Consider the following 23,587-nt stretch of genomic DNA (forward strand, 5'->3'; position numbering starts at 1 on the left):
GTGCGCCGCTGAATAGCGCATGTATCGACCGATGTGGTACTGCGAGTAGCGTAGCGATATCGATAGTTTCGTTTGATGGAGGTGTGGTGGCCGACGGCGATCGGGACTTCTCGGGTACCACGGCGACACTGCTGAAGCGCAATGGTCGTTCGACCCCTACGGCCGATTCCAGCGAGTACAGCGCGCGGTTGGCGGCGCTGGCTGGGTTCACGGTGCGGCACAAGGCGCTGGTGATGGGGGCATGGGTCGGCGTTGCGGTGGTGCTGGCGCTGTTGTTTCCCCAGTTGGAGACGGTGGTGCGGCAGCAGTCGGTGAACCTGCTCCCGCGCGATGTGCCGTCGTTTCAAACGGTGGACCGCATGAGCGCGGCGTTCGGCGAACAGGGTTCCAAAACGATGGTGTTCGTCGCGATGGAAGACCCCGCCGGGTTGACCCCCGCGGCGCGGCAGCACTACGACCAGCTGGTGGCGCGGCTGCGCGCCGACACCGATCACGTCTTGCTGGTTGAAGACCTGCTGGCCGACCCGGTCACCGCGGCCCACGCGGTCAGCCACGACCACCAGGCTTGGTATCTGCCGGTGGGCGTGGCCGGCACGCTGGGTGATCCCACCGCGGCCGCCTCCGTGCAGGCGGTGCGCGACATCGCCGCTGGGGTGTTCGCCGGCACGTCGACCACGGCGTATGTGACGGGGCCGCCGGCGACGTTCAGTGACATGATCGCTTCTGCCGAGCACGACCTGCTGCTGATTTCGATCGCGACTGCAGGTCTGATCGCGCTGATCCTGCTGATCGTGTACCGGTCGGTGTTCACCGCGCTGCTGCCGCTGCTGGTGATCGGGGTGAGCCTGGCCGTCGGGCGCGGTGCGCTGTCCGCACTGGGCGAGATGGGTATGCCTGTGTCGCAGTTCACCGTGGCGTTTATGACCGCGATCCTGCTGGGCGCGGGCACCGATTACACGGTGTTTTTGATCAGCCGCTATCACGAGCAGCGCCGCGCGCAGGTGCCCGCCGATCAGGCCGTTATCCACGCTACAGCCAGCATCGGCCGGGTGATCCTGGCCTCGGCGGCCACCGTCGCGTTCGCGTTTTTGGCGATGGTCTTCGCCCGCCTGAGTGTGTTCGCCGCGCTCGGCCCGGCGTGCGCGGTCGCGGTGCTCGTCGGATTCGCAGCCACGGTCACGCTGCTGCCGCCGGTGCTGGCGCTGGCCGCCAAACGCGGTATCGGCGAACCAAAATCCGATCGCACCCGCCGGTACTGGAACAGCGTCGCCGTCGCGGTGGTCCGGCGCCCCGGCCGGTTGCTGATCACCAGCCTGGTCATCCTGCTGGCTCTGGCAGGAGTCGCGGCGACGATGAAAATCAGCTACGACGACCGCAAAGGCCAGCCCACCAGCACCGCCAGCAACCAGGGCTACCAGCTGCTGGACCGCCACTTCGGCAAAGATATCGTCATCCCCGAATTCCTGGTCGTGGAAAGCCCCACCGACATGCGCACCGGTAAGGGGCTGGCCGACCTCGACGAAATGGCCTCCCGCATCTCCCAGATTCCCGGCGTCAAAAAAGTTTCCGGGGTCACCCGGCCCACCGGAGAGCGCCTCGAGCAGGCCCAACTCTCGTGGCAGAACGGCCAGATCGGCGACAAGTTGGCTGGCGCCGTCGCCGACGGCAACGAACGCAAGGACGATCTCGCCAGGCTCACCGACGGCGCCGACCAACTCGCCGGCGGGCTCGCTCAGCTTGACACCACCCTGCGCAGCGCTTTGACACCACTGACCGGGATACTGGCTCAAGCTCAGTCCGCCGGCACTCAGGTTCAGCGGTTCCAGCCTTTGCTGCAACAGCTTTCAGCCACCGCCCCGGCCGTCGACCAAGCCATCCAATCCGGCCCCGGGCTGCGGCCCCTGGCCGAACAAGCCCAAAACGCCATCGCCATCCTCGACCCCCTCGTCGGCGCCCTCAACACCTCCCCGTGGTGCGCCACCACACCGCAGTGCGCCCAAATCCGCGATCAAGTTCAGATTCTGGTGAGCTTGCGCGACAGCGGATTCTTCACCGAGGTCGCCGACCTCGGCGACCACTACAACCCCGACACTAATGCCACCGTGGCCGGCACCCTCGCCAATGTCCAAACCGCGGTCACCGCCTTGGACAAGGCCTTCGGAGCCCTCGGTGATCCCGCCGACCTGGCCGGCAACATCAGTCGACTCCAAGACGGCATCAGCCAACTCGCCGCGGGCGCCCAAGCACTGGCGACCGGCGTGCACACGCTGGTCGACAGCAACATCGAACTGCTGTCCGGGATGAACCAGATCGCCACCCAACTGCAGAACTCCGCTCGCGCCAGCGCCTCCTCGGACTCCGCCAGCGGCTTCTACCTGCCCGCCAATGTCTTTGAGAACCGCCGATTCGCCGATGTAGCGAAACAATTCCTGTCAGCCGACGGCAAAACCGCACGCTTTGCCATCGAATCGACCCCCGACCCCTACAGTGGCGCAGCAATCCGCCTGGCACACGAGATCGTCGACGTTGCCAACGCGGCGCGCCCCAACACCTCACTGGCCGACGCCACCGTCTCGGTTGCCGGGTTCCCCGCCGTCAACTCCGACATCCAGCGATTGCTGCGGGCGGACTTCGCCCAACTGGCCATCGCCACCCTGCTCATTGTCGGGCTCATCCTGGTGATGTTGCTGCGCGCCATAGTGGCCCCGTTGTACCTGCTGGGCACCGTCGTGTTGAACTACTTGGCCTCACTAGGCATCGGCGTTCTGATATTCCAATGGGGCCTCGGATACGAAATCGCCTGGCCGGTACCGCTGTTGGCGTTCATCATCCTGGTAGCAGTCGGCGCCGACTACAACATGCTGCTCGTCTCACGGCTGCGCGAAGAATCCGGACGCAATATCCGCGTCGGCGTACTACGCACCGTCGCCAACACCGGCTCCGTCATCACCTCAGCCGGCCTGATCTTCGCCGCCAGCATGTTCGGCCTCACCACCGGCTCGATAGCCATCATGATCCAGGCCGGGCTCATCATCGGCTGCGGACTACTCCTCGACACCTTCCTGGTGCGCACCCTTACCGTCCCCGCCATCGCCACACTGCTGCGCGAAGCCAGCTGGTGGCCCAACGTGCGGCACCGCCATCGCGGCCGGCGGGCCGCACTGAGTTGCTGATCGTAGATCCACTGGTGGATTGACCATGCATGGTCAGGGCGTTTCGGGAACCGGTGAGCGAGGCTGACGTGGACTGTGTCGACGGCGCGAGCGCGGGCCGGGGTTTCTGGCGGCCGCTTCAGGCCCCAGCCGGAACCAAGCAGTGTCCGCTGATGGCTGACAAACCCCGGCCGCGCGCTGGACAGGCGCGTCCGAATCCTCCCGCACCTGCCCCACAGGCGACCCCTCTCCAGAGACAACTGATACCCCACCAAGCTCCCTTGCTGCCACGAAAGTCGACTTACCCCAGATTAAATGGCAAACCATCCGTTGCCGGTTGTCACTTGATCTGAGGCACCGCAGGTCAAGCGGCCATGGGTGCCTCAGATCAAATGACAACGGACACCACCGTTCGCAACTCGATCGAGGACCTCGCCGGCTGGGCCCAGGTCGAACGCCCCGACCTGGCCCGGCTGACAGCCGACGGACAGGTCGTGATCGCCTTCTCCGACATCGAGGGCTCCACCGAACTCAACGAAGCGCTAGGCGACAAGGGATGGGTCAAGGTGCTCGAGCGCCACAACAAGCTCGTCTGCAACCTCGTCGACGACCACGGTGGTCATGTGGTGAAGAGCCAGGGCGACGGATTCATGATCGCCTTCGGCGATCCTGGACAAGCCGTGCGCTGCGGGATCGCGGTGCAACGGGCCCTGCGCGAGAACCCTGAGCGCTTCGAAGCCATCCGGGTGCGCATCGGCATCCACATGGGCACGTCCCTTAGGCGCGGAGACGACCTGTTCGGGCGCAATGTTGCGATGGCCGCGCGGGTCGCGGGCCAGGCCGGCGGCGGCGAGATCCTCGTCAGCGATCCGGTCCGCGACGCGCTGCACGGACGCTCGGATATTCAGCTCGGACCGGCGCGCGAGGTCGAACTCAAAGGCCTGCGCGACAGCCATCGTCTATACCCGGTCGAACTCCCCCACCACCCGACAATTGCGGACGCGGAGCTACCGGAAGGCGGGGCCACCTAACCCGCCCGGGCGGAACCGCCCCCATAGTTAGAATCCGCTCATGAACGACGCAGCCTCGGCGAGGGTCGGCACGATCGCCACGCAAGCGATGGGCCTAATCATCGAGGCAGTGGAGCAGATCCCACCGGCGGAGTGGGATCAACCATCCAACCTAGAGGGCTGGAGCATCCGGGACCTGGTGGCCCATGTCAGCGGGAGCGCAACGAAGGTCGTGTTGTTGGTCGAGGGTGGGGAGGTTCCGACGGTGCCCTCCCAGCCCGCCGACTGGATGTGCGAGGATCCGGCCGCGCGACTTCGCGAGCTGGCCGCCCGGTTACGAGACACCTTGCCCGCTGCGGACATGGAGGCGATGCGGGTTTCGCCTCAGGGTGAGGTTCCGCTGCGCCGAGCGTTAACCTTCCCCGTTGCCGACTTGGCCCTGCACAGCTGGGACGTGTACCGCTCACAGAACCGGTTCATCGAGCTGCCCGCGGAACTGCTGGCGTTCTGCCTGGAATTGGTGCAGTCGGTGCCAGAAGACATGCTGCGGCGGCCGGGCGGATTCGGCCCAGCCCAACCTGTTTCCGAGGACGCGCCCCCAACGACACGGCTCATGGCCTATCTCGGCCGCTCGGTTGACGACCACAGCTAAGGCAATCCCGGGCGTGTGGCGGACGTCCGCCGGAACTTCATCGACCTGCTCACCCCGGCTGAGCTCGACATGCTGGCCGCCCTCAACGAACGGGTCCTGCGCCACCTGGCCCAAGGCGACGGCTCCCCCGCCGAAGACCAGCCGTCCTAGCCTTCATGGGTGTAGCCAGCAACGGCGGCTCAGCCAAGCGCACCAACGATGACGCTGGAGACCGCGCTGCTGACTCGCCCGCGCGGTGCCGCCCCGCCGGGGCCGGAGTCATGGGGACGGGGTGGCGGGTGCCCCGAAAATGGCGCGCACGGCGGCTTCATCGCCTTGGATGTCAACGAGCCCGAGGACGTCGGCGAGTGCGAGCACACCTGCCGCCAGCCCGAGAATTATTGGGGCGTCGGCGCTTAGAACGGCGTCGAGCTCTCGATCGTCGTGCGGGTTCACCTCGATGCCTGAGTGGGTGGCCCGCACCTGGACAACCCGACGGTCGGTGTCGTCGTGCACGGTGATACCGACCGTCGTTGGCCGATCTGCGGGCGCTCTGCCGTGGAACAGGGCGGGCAGGGCGACCAGGAGCCCGTCGGCGCGGAAGGTGTCGCCTTGGGGTCCTCGGATCATCAGCGGCGTGGACCAGCGGATGAGGCCCTCGATCGGTTCGCGGAGTTGGGCACCCCAGGTGGTGAGGGCGTAGGTGATGGCGTTGCCGTCGTTGGCAAGCCGCCGTTCGAGCACGCCGGCCGCTTCCAAATCGCGGAGCCGGTCGGCGAGCAGATTGGTGGCCATGCCGGGCAACCCCTCACGGAGCTCCTGGTAGCGGGCCGGGGCAATGAGGAGCTGCCGGACGATGAGCAAATTCCACCGATCGCCCACGACCTCGAGCGCGCGGGCCAGTCCGCAGTACTGGCCGTAGCTTCGACCCACCCTGACTCCTTGACAATCTAAAGCTAACTTGAGTATACCAAGTACAGCACGGCGAAGGGGTAGTTATGACTGTCGGTGAGCGACCCGCCAGGGTTGACGACTGGCACCCCCACCACGGAGAACCCTCATGAGTCGTCGGGCGGGAATCCTGGTTGCGGTCTACGTCGCGGTGCTCGCGATCAACCTCGACATCACGATCGTCAACGTTGCGCTGCCCAGCATCGCGACCGAACTCGGCGCCGACACCCGCGGACTGCAGTGGGTCGTCGACGGCTACAACCTCACGTTCGCCGCCCTGGTGCTGGCCGCGGGAAGTCTCTCGGACCGCTACGGGCGACGCCCGGCCCTGCTGGTCGGACTGCTCGGATTCGCCGTCACCAGCGCGACCGGGGCGCTCGTCGACAGCACCGGCGCACTGATCGCGGCACGCTTCGGCATGGGGGCGTTCGCCGCGTTGATTTTCCCCACGACGCTGTCGATCATCACCAACGCCTTCCCCGACCGCCGCCAGCGCGCGGCCGCGCTCGGCGGCTGGGGTGCGGTGGTCGGGGTCGGCGTCGCATCTGGACCGGTCAGCGGCGGCCTACTCCTCGAACACTTTTACTGGGGCAGCGTGTTCTGGGCACTGGTGCCGGTCGCGCTGGTGGCGGCGGTCCTCGGGTTTCTTCTAGTCCCCGAGTCGCGCGATCCCTCGGTACCGGCGCTGGACATCCGCGGCTTGACCACCTCGGTAGCCCTCCTCGGAGTGCTCGTCTACACGATTATCGAGGCCCCCGAACGCGGCTGGCGCAGCACCGCGACCCTGCTCGGGTTCGCGATCGCTGTCGGTCTGGCAGTGGTCTTCGTGGCGCTGGAGCGCGCAGCCGAACACCCCATGCTCGATGTGCGACTGTTCACCGATCGCCGGTTCAGCGCCGCCAGCGCATCGGTGACGGTGACCTTCTTCGCGCTATCCGGGTTCATCTTCCTCATCACCCAGTACTTCCAGGTCATCCGCGAGTACAGCCCGCTCTCCACCGGCGCCCGCATCCTGCCGGTCGCATTGTCGATCGCGGTCGGCTCGCTAGTCGGCGGGCTGCTCGCCACTCGGGTGGGCACCCGCGCCGTGGTGGTCACCGGCCTCGTCTCGTTCGGCACCGCGATGGCGTGGATCGCCGGCAGCGCCGAGGCCGACACGCCGTATTGGACAACGATCGTCGCGCAGATGCTGTTGATGGGCCTGGGCATGGGGCTGATCGCCACTCCGGCAACCGAATCCATCATGCGCGTACTTCCGCCCGCTCGAGCGGGAGTCGGTTCGGCGGTCAACGATGCCACCCGCGAGTTGGGTTCAACGCTGGGTGTCGCGGTCGTCGGCTCGGTGTTCTCGTCGATTTTTGGCGCTCGCCTCGTCGACACCGCATTCGCGGCAACCGGGAAGGCCGCCGAGGCCGCTGATTCGGTGCCGGTCGCGTTCCGTATCGCGGCCGGCAATCCGGACCTGCTCGCCGCCGCGCAGCATGCGTTCCTGTCTGGGCTCGCCGCGGCCTGCACGGTGGTCGCGGGTCTGTGCTACGCGGCGGCGGTCGCCGGCCTGGTGGCGCTGCCGGGCCGACGGTTCCAGCCCCCGTTCGCGACCGCGCCGGAACAACTGGAATCGGTGGGCATGGCCTAAACACGCGAGCACGCAGAGATTTTCATCCAGTCTGGGGCAGATGCTGGTCGGCATTATCCGCCGATCGTGGCGGCGGCCGGGGCGTCGCGTCCGATGACGACCGGTAGCGATCGGTGTCCGCGGAGCACCGGGCTGGCGATCCGGACGGGCGTCCCCGCGCGGGTGAGGGTCGGTAGCCGACGCGCGAGTGCCTCGATAGCGGCGCGGCTTTCGATACGAGCCAAGGCGTTACCGAGGCAGAAGTGGATCCCGGAGCCGAACGCGAGGTGGTCGCCGGTTTTTCGGTCCAGGCGGAATTCATCGGGGTCGTCCCAGTGGCGGGGGTCGCGATTCGCTGAGGCGATCAGCGGCAGCACTCGGGCACCGGCGGGAATGGTGGTGTCGGCGATCGTGATGTCGGTGGTGGTGATTCGGAGCAGACCTTGCCCGGGGCCGTCAAAGCGCAGGGTCTCTTCGACCGCGGCCGCGGCCAAGGCTGGCTCGGTCACGATCTGCTGCCACACCTCGGGGCGGTCCAACATCGCCAGCATCGCGTTGGAGATCAGGTTGGTGGTGGTCTCGTTGCCGGCGACCAGCAGCAAGATGCAGAAGTTGACGAGCTCGGGCAGGCTCAGCGCCTCGGTGTCGCGGTCACCGGCCACCAGCAGGCTGACCAGGTCGTCCCCCGGGTTGCGCCGCCGCGTCCGTACGGCGCGGGCGAAAAACCACGAGATTTCGACTGCGCTGGAAAGCAGTTTGGCCTTGCTGCCGTCGGTGAGCAGCCCGTTGACCAGGTTGTCCGACCAGCGTTTGAAGTCGTTGTGACGCTCGGCGGGGATGCCCATCATCTCGGCGATGACAATCGTGGGCAGCGGGGAGGCCAGGTCGGTGACGAGATCGATCGGCGAGCCATCGGATTTGGCGGCCATCTCGTCGACGAGGCTGTCCGCGATTTCCCAGATTCGCGGTTCCCAGGCGGTGATTCGGCGAGGGGTGAACGCGCGGCCGACTTTGCGGCGCAACTCGGTATGCAGCGGCGCATCACTGGTCAGCAAGGTGCGGACCGGCGCAACGCTGCCCAAGAGCCGGGCGAGCAGGCTAGGTATCTTCATCGTGGGGTTGAACGGGTTATCCGCGAAGCGCGACGCGTTGCCCAGGTCGGAGGAGAACCGGCTCGCGTCGCGGATCGCGACGGCGACGTCATCGTGGCGACTGAGGACCCACAGATCCGGATCCGTGCAGTGATACACCGGGGCTTCGTCGCGCAACCGGGCATAGTGCGGGTAGGGGTCCGCGATGAGTGCCGGGTCGTTCAAATCGAAGGTGGTTGGCATCATCTCGGTGCTCCTATCGCGGTCATCAGGGTGTGGACCCATTGCCGAACAAAGCGGTCCTCGTCGATTCCGAACGGGCGGTCATCGTGGAGATAGGCGGCGATCCAGTAGTTTTCGATGGCACCAAGCCAGATCGTGGTGATCGCCTCGAAGTCACGGTCTGCTGAACTCGCGTCTGGGGACTTATCTTCGAGCCACTTGGCAAGGAACTGATGAGACCTGGCGAATAGTCGATCCCGTGCCGTGGCCATCACCTCTGGGAACCGGTCGCCTTCTTTGGCCATCACCCGGATTAGGTCGCGCCAGTTGGTCATCAGCACGAGCGAGCCCCGTGCCACCAAGGTCAGCTCGGCCTCCAGATTGCCCAGCGACAGCATCGGCGCGAGCGTGAAACTGATGTCGGCAGTCTGAATGGCACGCTCAACGGCGGCGGCCATGACCTGTTCCTTCGACCCGAAATGCGTGTACAGGGCGCCCGAACGCGGGGACAGGCCGGCGGCGTCTTCGATCGACCCGACCGACGTGCCGGCATAACCGTGCTCGGCAAACAAGCGCAGCGCTTCATCAAGGATGCGGTCCCGCGTACTATCGACCACTGAGGTTTTCCAATCAGGTGATTACTAGAACCAACCATACGATTGCCACGTCGCGGTGGCAAGAGCTAACCGCGTGTTCGTCCTGGACGACGCCGCGTGGGCCGACCTTCAGGCGCTGCTCGACCGCCCGCCCAGCCCCAAGCCTGAGCTGGCACGCTTGCTGGCGAATCCGTCGACTCTAGAACGGTGAACTGCGAGAGGCCCGTTCTCCTCATTGCCGATCACGTCGTTGAAGACTTCGATTGCGGCAACGACGTCCTCAACGAGTGGCTGGAGACAAAAGCTCTTCACAACCAGCGCGAAGGGGGCAGCCGTACCTGGGTCGTACTTGACCGCCGACGCGTCGTGGCCTTCTATGCCTCCAGCACTGCGGTGGTCATGCGCAGCGATGCGACGGAACGAGCGGCTCGCAATCGGCCGGATCCGTTGCCAAAGGATGTTCGCTCTTCGTCCGGGTGAATCGGGCCGGCCGCGTCAGCATTCGCTGAGTCCTAGCTGGTGGTCGACTGAGTGCTTTCTGGCGGTTGGGCATTGCCTGTGTGACGGCCCGCTCATGGCCGATAACGTCGATCCTGAAACCACGACCGTGGTTGGGCGACAAGGTTTCATGCTCAGATCGCAAGGGGATGGAAGCATGCGTGTCAATCGTCGGTGGCTGGCTGTCGGCTGCGCTCCGCTAGTGCTGGCGGGCCTGTGGTTGGCACCGGCCGCCGGCGCGGACCCGCCCGGCTCGCCGGACCCGCATCAGCCGGATCTGACGAAGAACTTCTGCCCCGGCGGACAGTGGGGTGTCGGCCGGCTCCGGGTATGCGACGGCGAGAAGTACCCCGACGGGTCGTACTGGCACCAGTGGATGGGCGGCAACCGCTGGGTCGGACCGACGTGGAACTACGACTGCGTCGGCGACAGCGGCAACAACGTCTTCCCCGACCCGCCGCCACCCGGCGGTTGCGACGGGGCGATCCCGCCCGACCAGCCCGCGCCACCTGCAGACCCGGCGCCGCCACCGCCCGACCAACCGGCTGGATGACTCGTCGACGACCACGTCGTTAAGGCGCCCTGTCCCCCGCGGTAAGCGAATTGCGTTGCCGCGTCCATACACACGTCACCGGAAACCTCACAACGGGATCGACCCGCGGTGTGCGATCTGGCGCTCGCTACCATCGAGGCGCCGCTCACTGTGAGCTGGCCAGGTGACCCGTAGGACGTATGGATTTGAACACGCCAGAACTCGCCCATTGGAACGCTCAGGAAGCCCTTGCCGAGGCGATGATTCCGATCATCGGCGCCCTGCACCGGACCAAGGGCGTCACCGTGTTGCTGCACAGCCGGTCCCTGGTGAATAAGTCGGTCATCAGCATCCTGAAGACCCACCGTTTTGCGCGGCAGCTCAGCGGCGACGAACTGACCGTCGACGAGACATTCCCGTTCCTGCAGGCGCTGGCCGACCTCGACCTGGGGCCATCCAAGATCGACCTCGGCCTGCTGGTGATGGCCTACCGCGCCGACGACCGCGATCTGCCCATTCCCGTGTTCACCGCTGAGCAGCTTGACGAGGTGACCGGTAAAAACAAGATCGAGCCGCAAGGCCCGCGGGACGTGGTGCTCTACGGCTTCGGTCGCATCGGCCGGCTGGTGGCGCGGCTGCTCATCGAAAAGGCCGGCTCCGGTAATGGCCTGAACTTGCGCGCGGTCGTCGTGCGCAGCAACGGGGGCTGCGACCTGGCCAAGCGGGCATCGCTGCTGCGCCGCGACTCGATTCACGGCCAGTTCAACGGCACCATCAAGGTCGACCAGGACAACAACTGTCTCATCGCAAACGGCAACGTCATCAAGTTCATCTACAGTGACGACCCGGCCAGCGTCGACTACACCCAATACGGCATCGACAACGCGATCCTGATCGACAACACCGGTAAATGGCGCGACCGCGAAGGCTTGTCCCGGCACCTGCGTCCCGGTATCGGAAAGGTGCTGCTGACCGCACCGGGCAAAGGGGACGTGCCGAACATCGTGCACGGAGTCAACCACCGCACACTGGATCTCGAGCAGCAGATCTTCTCGTGCGCGTCATGCACGACTAACGCGATCGTTCCCCCGCTGAAGGCGCTGGACGACGAGTACGGCATCGTTCGGGCGCATGTGGAGACCGTGCACTCGTTCACCAACGACCAGAATCTGCTGGACAACTACCACAAGGCCGACCGTCGCGGCCGATCCGCACCGTTCAACCTGGTCCTCACCGAGACCGGTGCTGCATCCGCGGTGGCCAAGGCGCTGCCGGATCTGAAAGCCAAGATCACCGGTAACTCGATTCGTGTTCCTACGCCCGATGTTTCGGTCGCCATCCTCAACCTGCAACTGAAACGCGCGACCACCAAAGAGGAGGCGTTGGAGTACCTGCGTCAGGCATCGCTGTCGGGACCGCTGAGCCGCAGCCTGGACTACACCGCCGCAACCGACGTGGTATCAAGCGATTTCATCGGTTCGCGTGCGGCGTGCGTCATCGACGAGAACGCGGCGATCGTCGACGGTGACAGCGCGATCCTCTATGTCTGGTACGACAACGAATTCGGCTACTCGTGTCAGGTCGTGCGCACCGTTCAGTATTTGTCGGGAATCGAATATCCGACGTACCCGCGGATGTCATGACGTGGTGTCAGCTGCCACGCTCCGTCGAGGGATACCTCTACCTCACCAGGCACTAACCCCAGGCGTCCCAGAAGCCTCGGCAGTCCCTGTCTGAAGGATGGGGACCTCCGCTAAACGGATAGCGCATCCGATACCACGTCGGGTCGGGCGGCCTAGCTTGAGCAAGTGGTACCGGATATGCCATCACAATTCAGCAGCACCACCTGGTCGAGAGCCGGTACAAAAGTGCTGTGCCGCGTTTAGCGCCGGCGCCACCAATGCACGGTGACCGCGATCACCACGAGTGCGCACAGGCCAAGCAAGATGGCCGTGCCAGTGACGGCCTGCAACTCGCTGTAGTTGGGCAGTGACGATGCCGCAGTGGCCATGAGTCTCCTCGGCTCGGCGAGCGAACGCGCCCGGCCACGCTATTCCACACACGGCACGCTTAGCAACGTAACAACAACGGAAACAATCACCACCGAGCTAGCGAAACGACCAGGCAACAGCACCGAACGTAGAATTTCGACGCGCCGATATCCCGATTGCGGCAAACCACGCCGGGCTGACCCAGTGATCAGTCATTCGCAGTGTTGCGCCCAGTGTTGTTGCAGGAGCGGCAGGAATTCGTCGAACCGCTCGTCCGGGAAGTGCATCCGCGCGCCATCAAGGATGGCGACTCGGGTAGTGCCGGGGATCAGGTCGGCAAGGCGACGCCAGCGTGACGGCGGGGATCATCAGCCCTTCGGCTTAAACGCGATGATCGGCATCTCGGCCAGGAGCTTGCGCCGGGCCTCCAGGCTCCCGTCGTAGCGCCACCCGAGCACGCGGCTGAGGATCCGTCGAATGAGCGGCACCAGCAGTCGGTTGCGGCGCTCGTAGGCTGCCATCACCGGCTCGGCCTCGTCGACGTCGAGCTCACGCCAGCCGGCCGCAAACCGACGGAACCCGACCTCGATCGCAGCGGCGTCGTTCGCCCGCAGGTTCCGGTACCAGTCGGCCCGACGCCCGAAACCGCACACCACCATCAGCTCGCCGGACACGGCGTCGCGGCCGACGACCTCGACCACCGTCCGGTACCGCCGGCCGGATTTGCGTCCGACGTGGGTGATCCGGCACAGCCGGCGGCCAAGCAGCCAGCCCAGCCGCCAGTCATACAGCCGAGACGGTGCCCGGAACAACCACGTGACGAGCCGGCCCGGACGGTAGCTGATGGCCATCGCGATCGACCTCCTGATCGACCCTCATCGTCCTCGCCGCCGCCGGCGATCGCTGGATAACCCCACATCGACGACCAGCATGCCCGGCACGGCCCTCGTCCACGTGATATCGGATGCGATATCCGTTTGGAGAACGTGGTCATCCTCCAGACAGGGACAGAAGTTGCTACTGAGGCGCCTGGGGCGGCAGAGCCGTAAAGCGGCGGGGGCCGGCAGGCGACCCGACGGTCAGGCGGCGGGACCGATCTGGACCCAGCCGTCCGAGGTGAGCCGGGTCGGGTGAACCGGCACCGTCACCTCAGGGTGGTCCAGGCAGGTCCCGTCGTCGAACGCGAAGGCCTGCTTTTTGATCGGCGACTGCACGGCGGCCCGACCGGCGCGGTCGCCGACGATGCCGCGCGACAGCACCGCCGCGCCGGAGAACGGATCGATATTGCCGAGGGCGTGCAGCGAGCCGTCGTCGAGACGGAACAGCGCGGCCTGGGAGCCGTCGGCGAGCAGCACCGCGACACCGCGACCGGGGATCAGATAGTCGTAGGCGCAGGCCACCGTCCACGCCTGATCGGCGGAAACCTGCAACTCGGTGCGGTCGTCCAGCAGCGTCATGGCATCTCCTCGGTGCGCGTGTCACGGGGCTGCCACGCTCAGACGGCGTCGCAGCAATCGTTGAAAGCTATGCAACGAGGCTAGAAATTCAAAGTTGCCGCCATGTAACACGAGCTTGGTGATCACCTGTGAGGCGGTTCCAAATACGTTGTGAGAGCTGAACTATCGCCTGACCACTATTGTGATCTTGATCTCACTTTGGGGCCCGACAGGGCCAAGCGAGACTGGAACCAAGACTTAGCCCAGCGGGTCGCCATAGGTTTGCCGACCCATCAGGAAGGTCGCTTCGACGGTCAACTCCCGCAGCTGGTCGGGCGGGGTGCTGCGCGGGTTGGCCGAGAGCACGACCAGGTCGGCGTACTTGCCGGGTTCGAGGCTGCCGATCTCGGCGTCGAGGTGCAGTTGCCAGGCGGCGTCCAGGGTCTGCGCCCGGATCGCCATGTCGACGTCGAGGCGTTCCTCGGGGGCCAGCACCCGGCCGCTGCCTTTGGCGGTGCGGGTGACCGCGGTGGCGATGTTGCCGATCGGGTCGGGCGGGGTCACGGTGCCGTCGTTGTGGAACGAGATGCGCAGGCCCGCATCCAGGGCCGACCTCGCCGACATCCAGTGCGCCCCATGGTCGGGTCCGAACAGCTCGTCGATGAGCACGTCGCCCCAGTAGTAGACGTGCGCGATGAACAGGCTGGGTGTGACGCCGAGTTTGGCCGCCCGCGCGAACTGGTCGGGCCGCATCGCCCCGACGTGTTCGAGCCGCAGCCGCAGATCGGGGGGCGCCCCGGTGCGTTCGAAGGCGTCCAGCACGACGTCGATGGCGGCGTCGCCGTGCACGTGGCAGGCCAGCTGCCAGCCCTGGCGGACGAACGCGGCCGCCAACTCGCTGACCTGCTCGGGGGTGTAGTTCATTGCGCCGTGATGGTGCGGTCCCAAGCCCATCCGGGCCGTTGCCTCGGTGGTCAGGTACGGGAAGGTGGTGAAGATATTGCCTTGCCAGGGCGATCCGTCGGCCCACAGTTTCATCCCGATCTTGGCGAACAGCTCGTCGGCGCCCGGCCGGCTACCCGCGATGTTGGCGGGATCGTGCGCCAGCGCCGGGGTGCCCATCTCGTAGGCGCGAATCCGCAACGCGCACCCCGGTTCCCGCGCGAGCTGCGACATCAGCGCCGATTGGGCGGCCGCGTCGTAGGAATGGTCGCTGGAGGTGGCGATACCGGCGCGCGCCAGCTGGTCGTAGGCCCAGCGCACATTGGCAAGCAGGTCACCCCCGCCACGTTGGAAAACGGGTGCCGCCAACTGCAGCAGCGCGGCGGTCTCCCGGACCTCCCCGGTCAGTTCCCCGTCGGATCCGTGCACAAACTCCGCACCGGTCGGATTGGGCGTGTCTGTGGTGATGCCGGCCAACTCCAACGCCGCGGTGTTGGCGTAGGCGGCATGGCCACTGTTCGCCACCATGATGACCGGGTTGTTCGGGGCCAGCGTGTCCAGCTGCGTTCGCGTCGGCAACTGCAGATCGGGTTGCAGCAGGACATCCACGCCGTTCATCAGGATCGGACTGCCGTTCGGCGCCGCCTTGGTGGCGTCGGTGAGTTTCTGCAACACCTGGGCGCCGGTCGCGACGGTGAACGGCCGCACGTCGATGGCCGGCGGGGCGAGCGCCACCCCCATCGCGAACGGGTGACCGTGTGCCTCCACAAACGCCGGCAACACCGCTCGTCCCCGCAGGTCGACCACCGTCGTCCCGGATCTCCGCAGCCCCAACACCTCCGAGTTCGATCCGACCGCGCTGATCCGCCCGCCGGTCACGGCCAGCGCCTCGGCCTCGGGCGCACCCGGGGCCACCGTCACCACTGCCCCGCCGATGAAGATGACATCGGCGCCGTCGACGGTGGGCGCCGTGACAGCGTGGCCCCCTTGGTTAGCCAAACGTCCGGCCCTCGCCCCGGTAGGACGGCACCGATTCGACGATGCGGTCCCGGTCGACGACGTGCACGGTGTCGAAGCGTTCCAGCAACTCGCCGGCCTTGGCGTGGCGCAGCCACACCCGGTCGCCGATACGCAATCCGGCGGCCCCGACGACGGGGGTTTGCACCTCGCCGGCGGCCTCGGTGCCGATCAGCTTCAATCCCGGGGTCGCCAGCTTGGGCAGCCGGGAGCGGCCCGGCGGCCCCGACGCGATGTAGCCGCCGCCGAACAACGTCGCGATCTTTGGTGTCGGCTTGCGGACGACCGGAAGCGCGAAGTACAGCGCCGGTCGCGACTCGAACGCGTCGTAGCGGTCGAAGATGCCGGACATGTACAGGCCCGACCCGGCGGTCACCTCGGTCACGCACGGGTCGGCGGAACTGATTTCGAGGCTGCCGGTGCCGCCGGAGTTGACGATCTGCAACGCCCCGGCGGCCTTCTCCACGGCCTCGACGACCACCGAGCGCCGCCGTGCGAGTTCGGCCGCCGACGCCTTCTTCATCAGCCGTATTGCTGCCGACGTGTCCTGCAGCCCGGCGATTTGGGCTTCATAGAACATCACCCCGACGACGCGGAAGCCTTGCGCCAGCGCGGTTTCCGCGAGCGCCCGGGCGTCCGCCGGGGTGCGGATCGGTGAGCGTCGCACCCCCAGGTGCAGCGGCCCGATGCGCAGCGAGGCGTCGACGTCCAGACAGACCCGCAGCGGCGCGGGCCCGGCGGCGGACCGGATCAGCGTCAGCTGGTCGGCGTCGTCGACCATCAACGTGATCGCCTCGCAAAGCGCGGCGTTGGCGCCCAGGTCGGCCAGCGCGCCGCGGTCGATGCTCGGATAGCCGAGAAGCACGTCGGGCACGCCATTTTCGGCGAGCCAGATCGCCTCGCGCACCGAGTACGCCATCACGCCGGAAAAGCCCGGGCACTCAAGCGCCTGCCCGAGCGCCCAGCGGCAGCGCACCGATTTGCTGGCCACCCGCACCGGCTTACCGCCGGCCCGGCGCACCAGGTCGGCGGCGTTTTGCCGGAACGCACCCAGGTCGAGCGCGGCCAGCGGCGGGTCCAGCGCAGCGGTGGCCCGGGTGAGCGCATCCAGATCGGTCACGCCGAGGCCTTTCGCCGCCGGCGGGTGGTCTTGGCATAGCCGCGCAGGTAGTCGGTGAACCGGGCGAGCCGTTCCCGCGCGGCCGTGCCGTCGCCGTCCACCAGCCAGCGCAGTGTGACGCCGTCGAGCATCGCGAGCACTTCGTCGGCGAGTTCGTCTACCGGGTGCAACCAGGTCGAGTTGGTGCTCGTCGCCGCCAGGGACAGCAGCGAGGACACCGCGGCCTGAGACACCTCGTACTGGCGTATTGCTACGTGGTTCAGCGCGGGATTGCGCAGCGCCGCGGTGGTGATCTCATAGGTCAGCAGCTGCGCGTCGCGGGTGGCCTCAATGCCCTCCCACAGCCCGTCCAGCGCGCACTGCAGGGCCGCGGCGAGGTCTTCGGCGTCGTCGAAGCCGCGCGCGCCGGACGCGGCGGCCAGCAGGTCGGTCACGATGCGCTCGGCCAACGCGACGAACAGGTCGTCTTTGTCCGCGAAGCAGTAGTGCACGACGCCCAGCGCGACGCCGGCCCGTTCGGCCACCCGCCGGATCGTGGTGGCCGCAACGCCTTCGGCGACCGCGATGTCGAGGGCGGCCGCGACCAGCTGGGCGCGGCGCTCGGCCTGCGGGAGTCGCGATCTCACGCCCTCCATCAAACATCTGGACGCACGTCCAAGTCAAGGCTTGACTTGGACGACTGTCCAACTCATAGTGGAGGCCGTGACCACCTGGACGAACTGGGCCGCCACCGCCAGCGCGCGGCTCGCCGGCGTCGAATCGCCGGGGACCGTCGCCGAACTGCAGGACGCGGTGCGCAGAGCGACCGAATGCGGGTTGCGCGTCAAACCCATCGGATCGGGTCACTCGTTCACGGCGATCGGGGCCACCGACGGCGTTCAGCTGCGACTGGACGATCTCACCGGCATCGTGGCCGCCGACCGCGATAGCGGGCTGGTCACCGCGCGCGCCGGCACCCGGCTCCGGGCGCTCAACGAGGCGCTGTGGCAGCGGGGTTTGGCGATGACCAACCTCGGTGACGTTGATGTGCAGACCATCTCGGGCGCGGTGTCCACCGGCACGCACGGCACCGGCGCACGGCTGGGCGGGATCGCCACCCAATTGCGCGCCCTGGACCTCGTGCTGGCCGACGGGTCGCTGCTGCACTGCAGCGCCGAGCAGAATCCGGATGTGTTCGCCGCCGCCCGCGTCGGGCTGGGTGCGCTCGGGGTGATCGCCACGGTCACGCTGCAGTGCGAACCGGCCTTCGCGCTGTCGGCCGTCGAGGCGCCGGAACCGCTCGATGCGGTGCTGGCCGGCCTTGACGCGAACATCGACAACAACGACCACTTCGAGTTCTACTGGTTTCCGCACACCCGCTGCGTGCTCACCAAACGCAACAACCGGGTGCCGCCGGGCACCCCGCTGCGCCCGCTGGGCCGGTTGCGGCACTACGTTGACGACGAGCTGTTGTCCAACAAGGTCTTCGACGGTATCCAGCGGATGACGACACGCTGGCCGGGCCTCATCCCGCGCGCCAACGCGCTCTCCGCGCACGCGTTGTCCGCCCGCGAGTACATCGACCGCTCCTATCGGGTCTTCGCCTCGGTGCGTTCGGTGCGGTTTCGGGAGATGGAGTACGCGGTGCCACGGGCGGCCGTTGCGCAGGTGCTGGCCGAGATCGACCAGTATCTGCGCCGCAGTGGGGAGCTCATCGGGTTCCCGGTCGAGGTGCGCTTCGCCGCGGCCGACGACATCTGGCTGTCCACCGCCACCGGGCGCGACAGCGCCTACATCGCGGTGCACCAGTACCACCGCCGCGACCACCGCGCGTATTTCGCCGCGGTCGAGGCGATCGCCCGGTCGATGGACGGTCGACCGCACTGGGGCAAAATGCACAACCGCACCGCCGAGGACCTGCGCCCGGCCTACCCGCACTTCGACGCGTTCGTCGCACTGCGCGACAAACTCGATCCCGCACGGGTATTCGGCAACGAGTACCTGACCCGCGTGCTGGGAGGTTGACCCGATGACCACCGAATACCGGGTGGGGCGCGGCATCGCCGACATCACCGGCGAACCCGCCGAGTGCGGCATGCTCGGCTACGGCGTACGCACCCAACAGACCACCGGGCTGCACACCCGGCTGCGCGCCCGGGCTTTCGTCATCGCCGCAACCGAGATGCGGGTGCTGCTGGTGGTGTGCGAGCTGCCGTTGATGCTGGACAGCGTGCACCGTGAGGTGCTGCGACGGCTCGCCACGACCTACGGCGAGCTGTACACCCTCGACAACGTGATGCTCACCGCGACCCACACCCACTGCGGTCCGGGCGGATACGCCGACCACTGGCTGTACAACTCCAACACCGGAGGCTTTCGGCCGCAAACCTTCGGGGCGATCGTCGACGGCATCCTCGAGGCCGTCACCCGGGCGCATGCCGACCTGGCGCCGGCCACCCTGTCCGTCGCTATCGGCGAGTTGCACGACGCCAGTATCAACCGGTCGCCGTCGGCGTTTGCGCGCAACCCGGCAGCCGAGCGGGCCCAGTTCCCGGACGCGATCGACCCGCAGACCACGCTGTTGCGCATCGAACGCGGTGGCCGACTCGCCGGCGTGATCAACTGGTTCGCCACCCACGGCACCAGCATGACCAACCGCAACACCCTGATCAGCAGCGACAACAAGGGTTACGCCGCCTACCGCTGGGAGCGGCTCGACCGCGGCGTCGACTACCTGGCCGACGATCCGCCCGACTTCGTGGCGGCGTTCGCCCAGACCAACACCGGGGACATGTCGCCGAACCTCAACCGCCGGCCCGGCAGCGGGCCCACCGAGGACGAGTTCGAGAACACCCGCATTATCGGCACTCGGCAGACCGTTGCCGCAGCCAAGCTGGCCGTCGACGTCGGCGTCGACGTCGTCGGCGGCCTCAACGCCCGCGCCACCTACGTCGATCTGTCCGACTTCGCGGTGCAGCCCGAGTTCAGCGGCGATGGGCGCGAACACCGCACCGGGCCGGTGATGGCCGGCGCCGCCGCGCTGGCCGGCACCGAGGAGGGACTCGGGCCGCTGTATCCGCTGTTGCGCCAAGGTCGCAACCCCGTCGTCGACGGCCTGGTCCGGCAGGTGGTGTACCGGCTGTCGCCGCGGCTGCGGGATGCTCACGCGCCCAAAGGCGTTGTGGTGGGCGGACGCCGACTGAACAAGGTGCTGCCGCTGATGGCCGAACGCGCTCCGGTGCAGCTGCTGCGCATCGGCCACCTGTACCTGATCGGCATCCCCGCCGAGGTGACCATCGTCGCCGGGTTGCGGCTGCGCCGCACCGTGGCCGACATCGTCGGCGCCGAACCGCGTGACGTGTTGGTCGCCGGCTACAGCAACGGCTATGTGCACTACGTGACCACCCCGGAGGAGTACGACGAGCAGCGCTACGAGGGCGGTAGCACCATGTTCGGCCGCTGGCAGCTGCCGGCGCTGCAGCAGGTGGTGGCCGACCTGGCCGCGGCGATGCGCGACGGGCGCCCGCCAGCGGCCGGCTCAGCCCCGGTTGATTTGTCCCGCAGGCGGCGGGCCCGGCGACGTCGCGCCGCGGACATGCCGGTGGATGGGCGCCGGTTCGGTGACATCCTCGAGGCCCCGCACGCCCGCTACCGCCCGGGCGCGACGGTCCGGGCGGTGTTCGCCGGCGCCCACCCGAACAACGACCTACGCCGCGGCGGCACCTATCTGCGGGTGCAGCGCGAAACCGACAGCGGCTGGAGCACCGTCGCCGACGACGGCGACTGGTCGACCACCTTCCGGTGGCACCGCACGCGACGACGGGCGTCGGTGATCACGGCGACCTGGACGGTGCCGGCGGACACCCCGCCCGGCCGATACCGGCTGCGCTACGACGGCGACGCCCGCGAATCCGACGGCGCAATACGGGCGTTCAGCGGGACGACCGAGCCGTTCGAGCTTCTGGCACCGCGTTAGCCCCACCGCGCCGAGCGTGCGCTGGTGGCGGGATTTCCGCGAAAACTCCGCCGTGGTTGCACGTTCGGCGCGTCGACGCTACGCCACGGCGACCCGAAAGCACCACACGTTATTGAACCGGGCGCAGCACCACCACCCCGGGCACGGTTTGCAGGTAGTCGTGCAGCGGGGTGTCGACGACTTTGTTGTTGGCCTGCAGTGAGGACGCGTTGCGGAACACCGGCCCGCCGGGCGTGTCGATGAAGATGCCGACATGGGTAACGTCGAGGCCGCCGTCTTGGGCGTACGCCCCAAGGTAATCACCGGTGCGTAGCCGGGCCAGCACGCCGCCGTCGACCTGCTGGCTAGGGATGTAGGACAGGGTGCGCGACACCACCGGCAGGCCGGCCAGGTACACCCCGCCCGAACCCTTCTGGTTGAGGTTCTTGGTCACCTGAATCGCGTGCGGGCTAACGCTCTTGGTGACGTCGGTGGCGACCGCCGGCGCAACCGCGGACCAGTCGGTGAAGAAGTGCTTGCGGTGCGCGAATTCGACAACCCCGTCCCGATACCGAACCCCGGCAAGGCTGTTGAGGAACTCGTCGCGGTTGCGGGATCGTTTCAGGGCTTCGACGTAGTCGGCGTAGGTGAAACAGTCCACCTTTTGCAGCTCCACGACAAACACCTCGAGTTCGGTCGCCGAACCGATGAGCGTGTTTGCGCCATAGGGGGTGCCCAGGAACTGCCGCGACAGTATGTCCGAGCGTTCGGTTGGGGCCGCGGCGGCGGCCTTCGTGCTGGCGACCAACAGATTTTGCAGGATCTGCTCGCTTTGCTGGGAGATGCGGACCGGCGGCGACGCCGCGGCGGTGGGCGCAGGCAGCGCGGTCACCAGCAGACTGATCACGACCACTAAACAGGGCAGCCACCCGGGGCTGCCTCGCCGGGTGCGCGTCCGGTGTGCGCGGACCGGCATAATGCTGCTCCTTACCGCGTGCGCCGGCTTTCGCGCTACTCTACGTCGTCGGGTCGAGAACCCGCCGACGAAAGCTGGGGCCGCTACGTGCAGGCCATCGCCGGGAAGTGAACACAAGTGAGCGACGATCGTGTCCACATAGCTGAAGCGGGGTCCGCCGCCCCGAGGAACCGCATCCGGCGGCACGCCACCCTGCTTGTCCTGGTCACGGCCATGATGACCGTCGTCGGCTGCGCGCACTCGGCCCGGCCCGCCACTCCGACGGCCACGACCACCACCGCCACGCTCGCGGCCGCGCCGCCGCGACCGGCACTCGACACCGCGCAACCGGGGTTGGCCTCCGACCCGGCGCGGCTCGCCGACGACCTGGTTGCCGACGAGCGGGCGCTGCGCAACCCGTCGTCGTCGGAGCAGGTGTTGACGGCCGCGGCGCGTCGTCAACAGGCGGCGTACCGTGCCATCGGCGCGCACCCCGACTGGGACCCGATCACCCGGCCACGCATTCCGGCGCCGCTGCTGGACAGCTACGACCGCAATGTCGACGCGCGCCGTGAGCTGCTGGTGATGAGCCGTCCCAAAGACACGCTGCCCGCCTGGCGCATCGTGGCCCCGACACCCGCTGAGGAACTCGTGGGCTACTACCGGCACGCGGAATCGGCGACCGGCGTCGGCTGGGCCTATCTGGCGGCGATCAACCTGGTAGAGACCGGTTTCGGCCGCGTCGCGGGGGTGAGCACCGCCGGCGCGCAAGGGCCGATGCAGTTCCTCCCGTCAACATTTGCCGCCTACGGCGACGGGGGCGACATTTACTCGCCGCAGGACAGCATCATGGCGGCCGGTCGCTACCTGGCCGCCAACGGCTTCGTCGACAACCCCGATAACGCGCTGTACCGGTACAACAACTCCAATCAATATGTGCGGGCGGTCGACGACTACGCCGCGGTGCTCGCCGCCGACCCCGCGGGGTTTGCTGGCTACTACCGGTGGGACGTCTACTACACCACCACCGCGGGTGACGTGGTGCTGCCCGTCGGTTACTCGGCGACCGCGCCGATCCCGGTCGCGGATTATCTGGCCACCCACCCGCAATAGATGGCAGTCAACCACCGTTACCGCCCGTGGGCGCACCATCAGCGAACTCACAGCGTCCAGAAAACCGGATACTGCCGCACCGCGTCGAAGCTGCCGGTTAAGGTCTGCTGGTGCGCAGAGGTTTGTTAGCCAGGGGCCGGGGGCGCTGGCTGGCCGTCGCGGTGTCCCTGGGCGTGTCCGCCGCCATGCTCTACGCCCAACACAAAGAGTCGCCGTGCTGCGCGCCGGCGCCGGCCGCACCCGCGGCCGCCCAGGCGGCCGGGCCGGCGAAGCCGCCGCACGTTGCGACTCCCGCGGCGAATCTGTTGGCGGCCAGCGCGCCGGTCATGGCCCGGGACTTTCAGTTCGAGTTGCCCCGCGGTGTCGCGCCAGAGCAGGGTCTGCAGGTCAAGACCATCTGGGTGGCGCGGGCCATCAGCGTGATGTTCCCCGAGATCACCACGATCGGCGGTGCCCGGCAGGATCCGCTGAAGTGGCATCCCAACGGGTTGGCGATCGATGTGATGATCCCGAACTACCACAGCGACGAGGGCATCGAACTCGGCAATCAAATCGCCGGGTTTGCCTTGGCGAATGCGAAACGCTGGGGTGTGCTGCATGTGATCTGGCGGCAGGGGTTCTACCCCGGCATCGGCGCACCCAGTTGGACGGCGAACTACGGTTCGGAAACCGCCAACCATTACGACCACGTCCATATCGCCACCGAGGGCGGCGGATACCCGACCGGCAACGAAACCTACTACCTGACCTCGATGAATCCGGCGCCGCCCGGCTGACCCCG

Annotated in this window: 23 protein-coding genes and 1 pseudogene; 14 read left to right on the forward strand and 10 right to left on the reverse strand. The window is 67.3% G+C overall.

The genetic code is table 11. The annotated features are described in order from the left end of the window. Positions 1-86 precede the first annotated feature (86 nt). The 4 genes and pseudogenes from BKN37_RS01285 to BKN37_RS30130 all read left to right on the forward strand — a co-directional run bounded on the left by BKN37_RS01285 (position 87) and on the right by BKN37_RS30130 (position 4,964). The gene (locus tag BKN37_RS01285; RefSeq protein ID WP_194074202.1) at positions 87-3,173 is read left to right on the forward strand and encodes an MMPL/RND family transporter; all 3,087 of its coding nucleotides are present in this window, start codon (positions 87-89) and stop codon (positions 3,171-3,173) included. 389 nt (positions 3,174-3,562) lie between these two features. Then, a pseudogene (locus tag BKN37_RS01290) lies at positions 3,563-4,183 on the forward strand (adenylate/guanylate cyclase domain-containing protein); the annotation flags it as partial. Positions 4,184-4,223: 40 nt separating this feature from the next. Next, positions 4,224-4,814, forward strand: a complete 591-nt coding sequence (locus BKN37_RS01295) for a TIGR03086 family metal-binding protein (RefSeq protein WP_071020048.1) — start codon at positions 4,224-4,226, stop codon at positions 4,812-4,814. A gap of 15 nt (positions 4,815-4,829) precedes the next feature. Then, the gene (locus BKN37_RS30130; protein ID WP_278184924.1) at positions 4,830-4,964 is read left to right on the forward strand and encodes a hypothetical protein; all 135 of its coding nucleotides are present in this window, start codon (positions 4,830-4,832) and stop codon (positions 4,962-4,964) included. Between the two features lie 108 nt (positions 4,965-5,072). On the opposite strand, the gene BKN37_RS01300 is transcribed toward BKN37_RS30130, so the two are convergent. Further along, positions 5,073-5,726 carry a winged helix-turn-helix transcriptional regulator gene (locus BKN37_RS01300; protein ID WP_071020052.1) on the reverse strand — a complete coding sequence of 218 codons (654 nt, stop codon included), beginning with the start codon at positions 5,724-5,726 and terminating at the stop codon, positions 5,073-5,075. Positions 5,727-5,853: 127 nt separating this feature from the next. On the opposite strand from BKN37_RS01300, the gene BKN37_RS01305 reads away from it, so the two are divergent. After that, positions 5,854-7,380: an MFS transporter gene (locus tag BKN37_RS01305; protein ID WP_071020056.1), complete on the forward strand. Its 1,527-nt coding sequence runs from the start codon at positions 5,854-5,856 to the stop codon at positions 7,378-7,380. Positions 7,381-7,433: 53 nt separating this feature from the next. On the opposite strand, the gene BKN37_RS01310 is transcribed toward BKN37_RS01305, so the two are convergent. Both BKN37_RS01310 and BKN37_RS01315 read right to left on the reverse strand, forming a co-directional pair. Continuing rightward, the gene (locus BKN37_RS01310; RefSeq protein ID WP_158260375.1) at positions 7,434-8,696 is read right to left on the reverse strand and encodes a cytochrome P450; all 1,263 of its coding nucleotides are present in this window, start codon (positions 8,694-8,696) and stop codon (positions 7,434-7,436) included. Next, entirely contained in the window at positions 8,693-9,289 is a 597-nt protein-coding gene (locus BKN37_RS01315; protein WP_071020059.1) for a TetR/AcrR family transcriptional regulator, read from the reverse strand. The genes BKN37_RS01310 and BKN37_RS01315 overlap by 4 nt, the downstream gene beginning before the upstream one ends. A 73-nt stretch (positions 9,290-9,362) precedes the next feature. On the opposite strand from BKN37_RS01315, the gene BKN37_RS30335 reads away from it, so the two are divergent. From BKN37_RS30335 to BKN37_RS01325, 4 genes are all read left to right on the forward strand, one after another. After that, positions 9,363-9,479, forward strand: a complete 117-nt coding sequence (locus BKN37_RS30335) for a type II toxin -antitoxin system TacA 1-like antitoxin (protein ID WP_207547196.1) — start codon at positions 9,363-9,365, stop codon at positions 9,477-9,479. After that, complete coding sequence (locus tag BKN37_RS28765) at positions 9,476-9,748, forward strand: hypothetical protein (protein WP_105369354.1); 273 nt, start codon at positions 9,476-9,478, stop codon at positions 9,746-9,748. The genes BKN37_RS30335 and BKN37_RS28765 overlap by 4 nt, the downstream gene beginning before the upstream one ends. A 175-nt stretch (positions 9,749-9,923) precedes the next feature. Beyond that, complete coding sequence (locus BKN37_RS01320) at positions 9,924-10,319, forward strand: hypothetical protein (protein WP_071020063.1); 396 nt, start codon at positions 9,924-9,926, stop codon at positions 10,317-10,319. A gap of 185 nt (positions 10,320-10,504) precedes the next feature. Next, positions 10,505-11,941, forward strand: coding sequence for a glyceraldehyde-3-phosphate dehydrogenase (locus BKN37_RS01325; RefSeq protein WP_071020242.1), 1,437 nt, complete (start codon positions 10,505-10,507; stop codon positions 11,939-11,941). 239 nt (positions 11,942-12,180) lie between these two features. On the opposite strand, the gene BKN37_RS30135 is transcribed toward BKN37_RS01325, so the two are convergent. Continuing rightward, positions 12,181-12,309, reverse strand: a complete 129-nt coding sequence (locus tag BKN37_RS30135) for a hypothetical protein (protein WP_278184925.1) — start codon at positions 12,307-12,309, stop codon at positions 12,181-12,183. Between the two features lie 213 nt (positions 12,310-12,522). On the opposite strand from BKN37_RS30135, the gene BKN37_RS30140 reads away from it, so the two are divergent. Continuing rightward, complete coding sequence (locus BKN37_RS30140; RefSeq protein WP_278184926.1) at positions 12,523-12,645, forward strand: hypothetical protein; 123 nt, start codon at positions 12,523-12,525, stop codon at positions 12,643-12,645. A gap of 12 nt (positions 12,646-12,657) precedes the next feature. Here the strand turns inward: BKN37_RS30140 and BKN37_RS01330 are convergent, their stop codons facing one another. From BKN37_RS01330 to BKN37_RS01350, 5 genes are all read right to left on the reverse strand, one after another. Then, on the reverse strand, positions 12,658-13,140 hold the full coding sequence (locus tag BKN37_RS01330; protein WP_071020067.1) for a nitroreductase family deazaflavin-dependent oxidoreductase: 483 nt from the start codon (positions 13,138-13,140) through the stop codon (positions 12,658-12,660). 228 nt (positions 13,141-13,368) lie between these two features. Next, on the reverse strand, positions 13,369-13,746 hold the full coding sequence (gene nirD / locus BKN37_RS01335) for a nitrite reductase small subunit NirD (protein WP_071020070.1): 378 nt from the start codon (positions 13,744-13,746) through the stop codon (positions 13,369-13,371). 237 nt (positions 13,747-13,983) lie between these two features. After that, positions 13,984-15,666, reverse strand: a complete 1,683-nt coding sequence (locus BKN37_RS01340; RefSeq protein WP_071020075.1) for an amidohydrolase — start codon at positions 15,664-15,666, stop codon at positions 13,984-13,986. Continuing rightward, positions 15,659-16,804, reverse strand: a complete 1,146-nt coding sequence (locus tag BKN37_RS01345) for a type III PLP-dependent enzyme domain-containing protein (protein WP_071020079.1) — start codon at positions 16,802-16,804, stop codon at positions 15,659-15,661. Before BKN37_RS01345 ends, BKN37_RS01340 begins: the two co-directional genes overlap by 8 nt. After that, a complete protein-coding gene (locus tag BKN37_RS01350; protein ID WP_165618280.1) occupies positions 16,801-17,430 on the reverse strand; it encodes a TetR/AcrR family transcriptional regulator in 630 nt (209 codons plus the stop codon). The genes BKN37_RS01345 and BKN37_RS01350 overlap by 4 nt, the downstream gene beginning before the upstream one ends. A 67-nt stretch (positions 17,431-17,497) precedes the next feature. On the opposite strand from BKN37_RS01350, the gene BKN37_RS01355 reads away from it, so the two are divergent. Together BKN37_RS01355 and BKN37_RS01360 are read left to right on the forward strand one after the other, a co-directional pair. Then, positions 17,498-18,808: a D-arabinono-1,4-lactone oxidase gene (locus BKN37_RS01355; protein WP_423212750.1), complete on the forward strand. Its 1,311-nt coding sequence runs from the start codon at positions 17,498-17,500 to the stop codon at positions 18,806-18,808. Between the two features lie 4 nt (positions 18,809-18,812). Continuing rightward, entirely contained in the window at positions 18,813-20,759 is a 1,947-nt protein-coding gene (locus BKN37_RS01360) for a neutral/alkaline ceramidase (RefSeq protein WP_071020085.1), read from the forward strand. A 109-nt stretch (positions 20,760-20,868) separates the two neighbouring features. On the opposite strand, the gene BKN37_RS01365 is transcribed toward BKN37_RS01360, so the two are convergent. Continuing rightward, positions 20,869-21,714, reverse strand: coding sequence for a DUF1460 domain-containing protein (locus BKN37_RS01365; protein ID WP_071020088.1), 846 nt, complete (start codon positions 21,712-21,714; stop codon positions 20,869-20,871). A gap of 213 nt (positions 21,715-21,927) precedes the next feature. Here BKN37_RS01365 and BKN37_RS01370 point away from each other — a divergent pair, with 213 nt between their 5' ends. Continuing rightward, positions 21,928-22,806, forward strand: coding sequence for a lytic transglycosylase domain-containing protein (locus BKN37_RS01370; protein WP_071020090.1), 879 nt, complete (start codon positions 21,928-21,930; stop codon positions 22,804-22,806). Between the two features lie 104 nt (positions 22,807-22,910). Next, the gene (locus tag BKN37_RS01375; RefSeq protein WP_242657042.1) at positions 22,911-23,582 is read left to right on the forward strand and encodes a VldE C-terminal domain-containing protein; all 672 of its coding nucleotides are present in this window, start codon (positions 22,911-22,913) and stop codon (positions 23,580-23,582) included. Positions 23,583-23,587: the final 5 nt, after the last annotated feature.

Origin of the sequence: Mycobacterium talmoniae, assembly GCF_001854525.1 — a bacterium.
Taxonomy (GTDB): Bacteria; Actinomycetota; Actinomycetes; order Mycobacteriales; family Mycobacteriaceae; genus Mycobacterium; species Mycobacterium talmoniae.

Coding starts and splice junctions, on each gene's coding strand:
- BKN37_RS01370 (WP_071020090.1), top strand. CDS start 21,928: ATGATGACCGTCGTCGGCTGCGCGCACTCGGCCCGGCCCGCCACTCCG.
- nirD (WP_071020070.1), bottom strand. CDS start 13,746: ATGACGCTGCTGGACGACCGCACCGAGTTGCAGGTTTCCGCCGATCAG.
- BKN37_RS01295 (WP_071020048.1), top strand. CDS start 4,224: ATGAACGACGCAGCCTCGGCGAGGGTCGGCACGATCGCCACGCAAGCG.
- BKN37_RS30135 (WP_278184925.1), bottom strand. CDS start 12,309: ATGGCCACTGCGGCATCGTCACTGCCCAACTACAGCGAGTTGCAGGCC.
- BKN37_RS01310 (WP_158260375.1), bottom strand. CDS start 8,696: ATGATGCCAACCACCTTCGATTTGAACGACCCGGCACTCATCGCGGAC.
- BKN37_RS01320 (WP_071020063.1), top strand. CDS start 9,924: ATGCGTGTCAATCGTCGGTGGCTGGCTGTCGGCTGCGCTCCGCTAGTG.
- BKN37_RS01360 (WP_071020085.1), top strand. CDS start 18,813: ATGACCACCGAATACCGGGTGGGGCGCGGCATCGCCGACATCACCGGC.
- BKN37_RS01305 (WP_071020056.1), top strand. CDS start 5,854: ATGAGTCGTCGGGCGGGAATCCTGGTTGCGGTCTACGTCGCGGTGCTC.
- BKN37_RS01365 (WP_071020088.1), bottom strand. CDS start 21,714: ATGCCGGTCCGCGCACACCGGACGCGCACCCGGCGAGGCAGCCCCGGG.
- BKN37_RS01330 (WP_071020067.1), bottom strand. CDS start 13,140: ATGGCCATCAGCTACCGTCCGGGCCGGCTCGTCACGTGGTTGTTCCGG.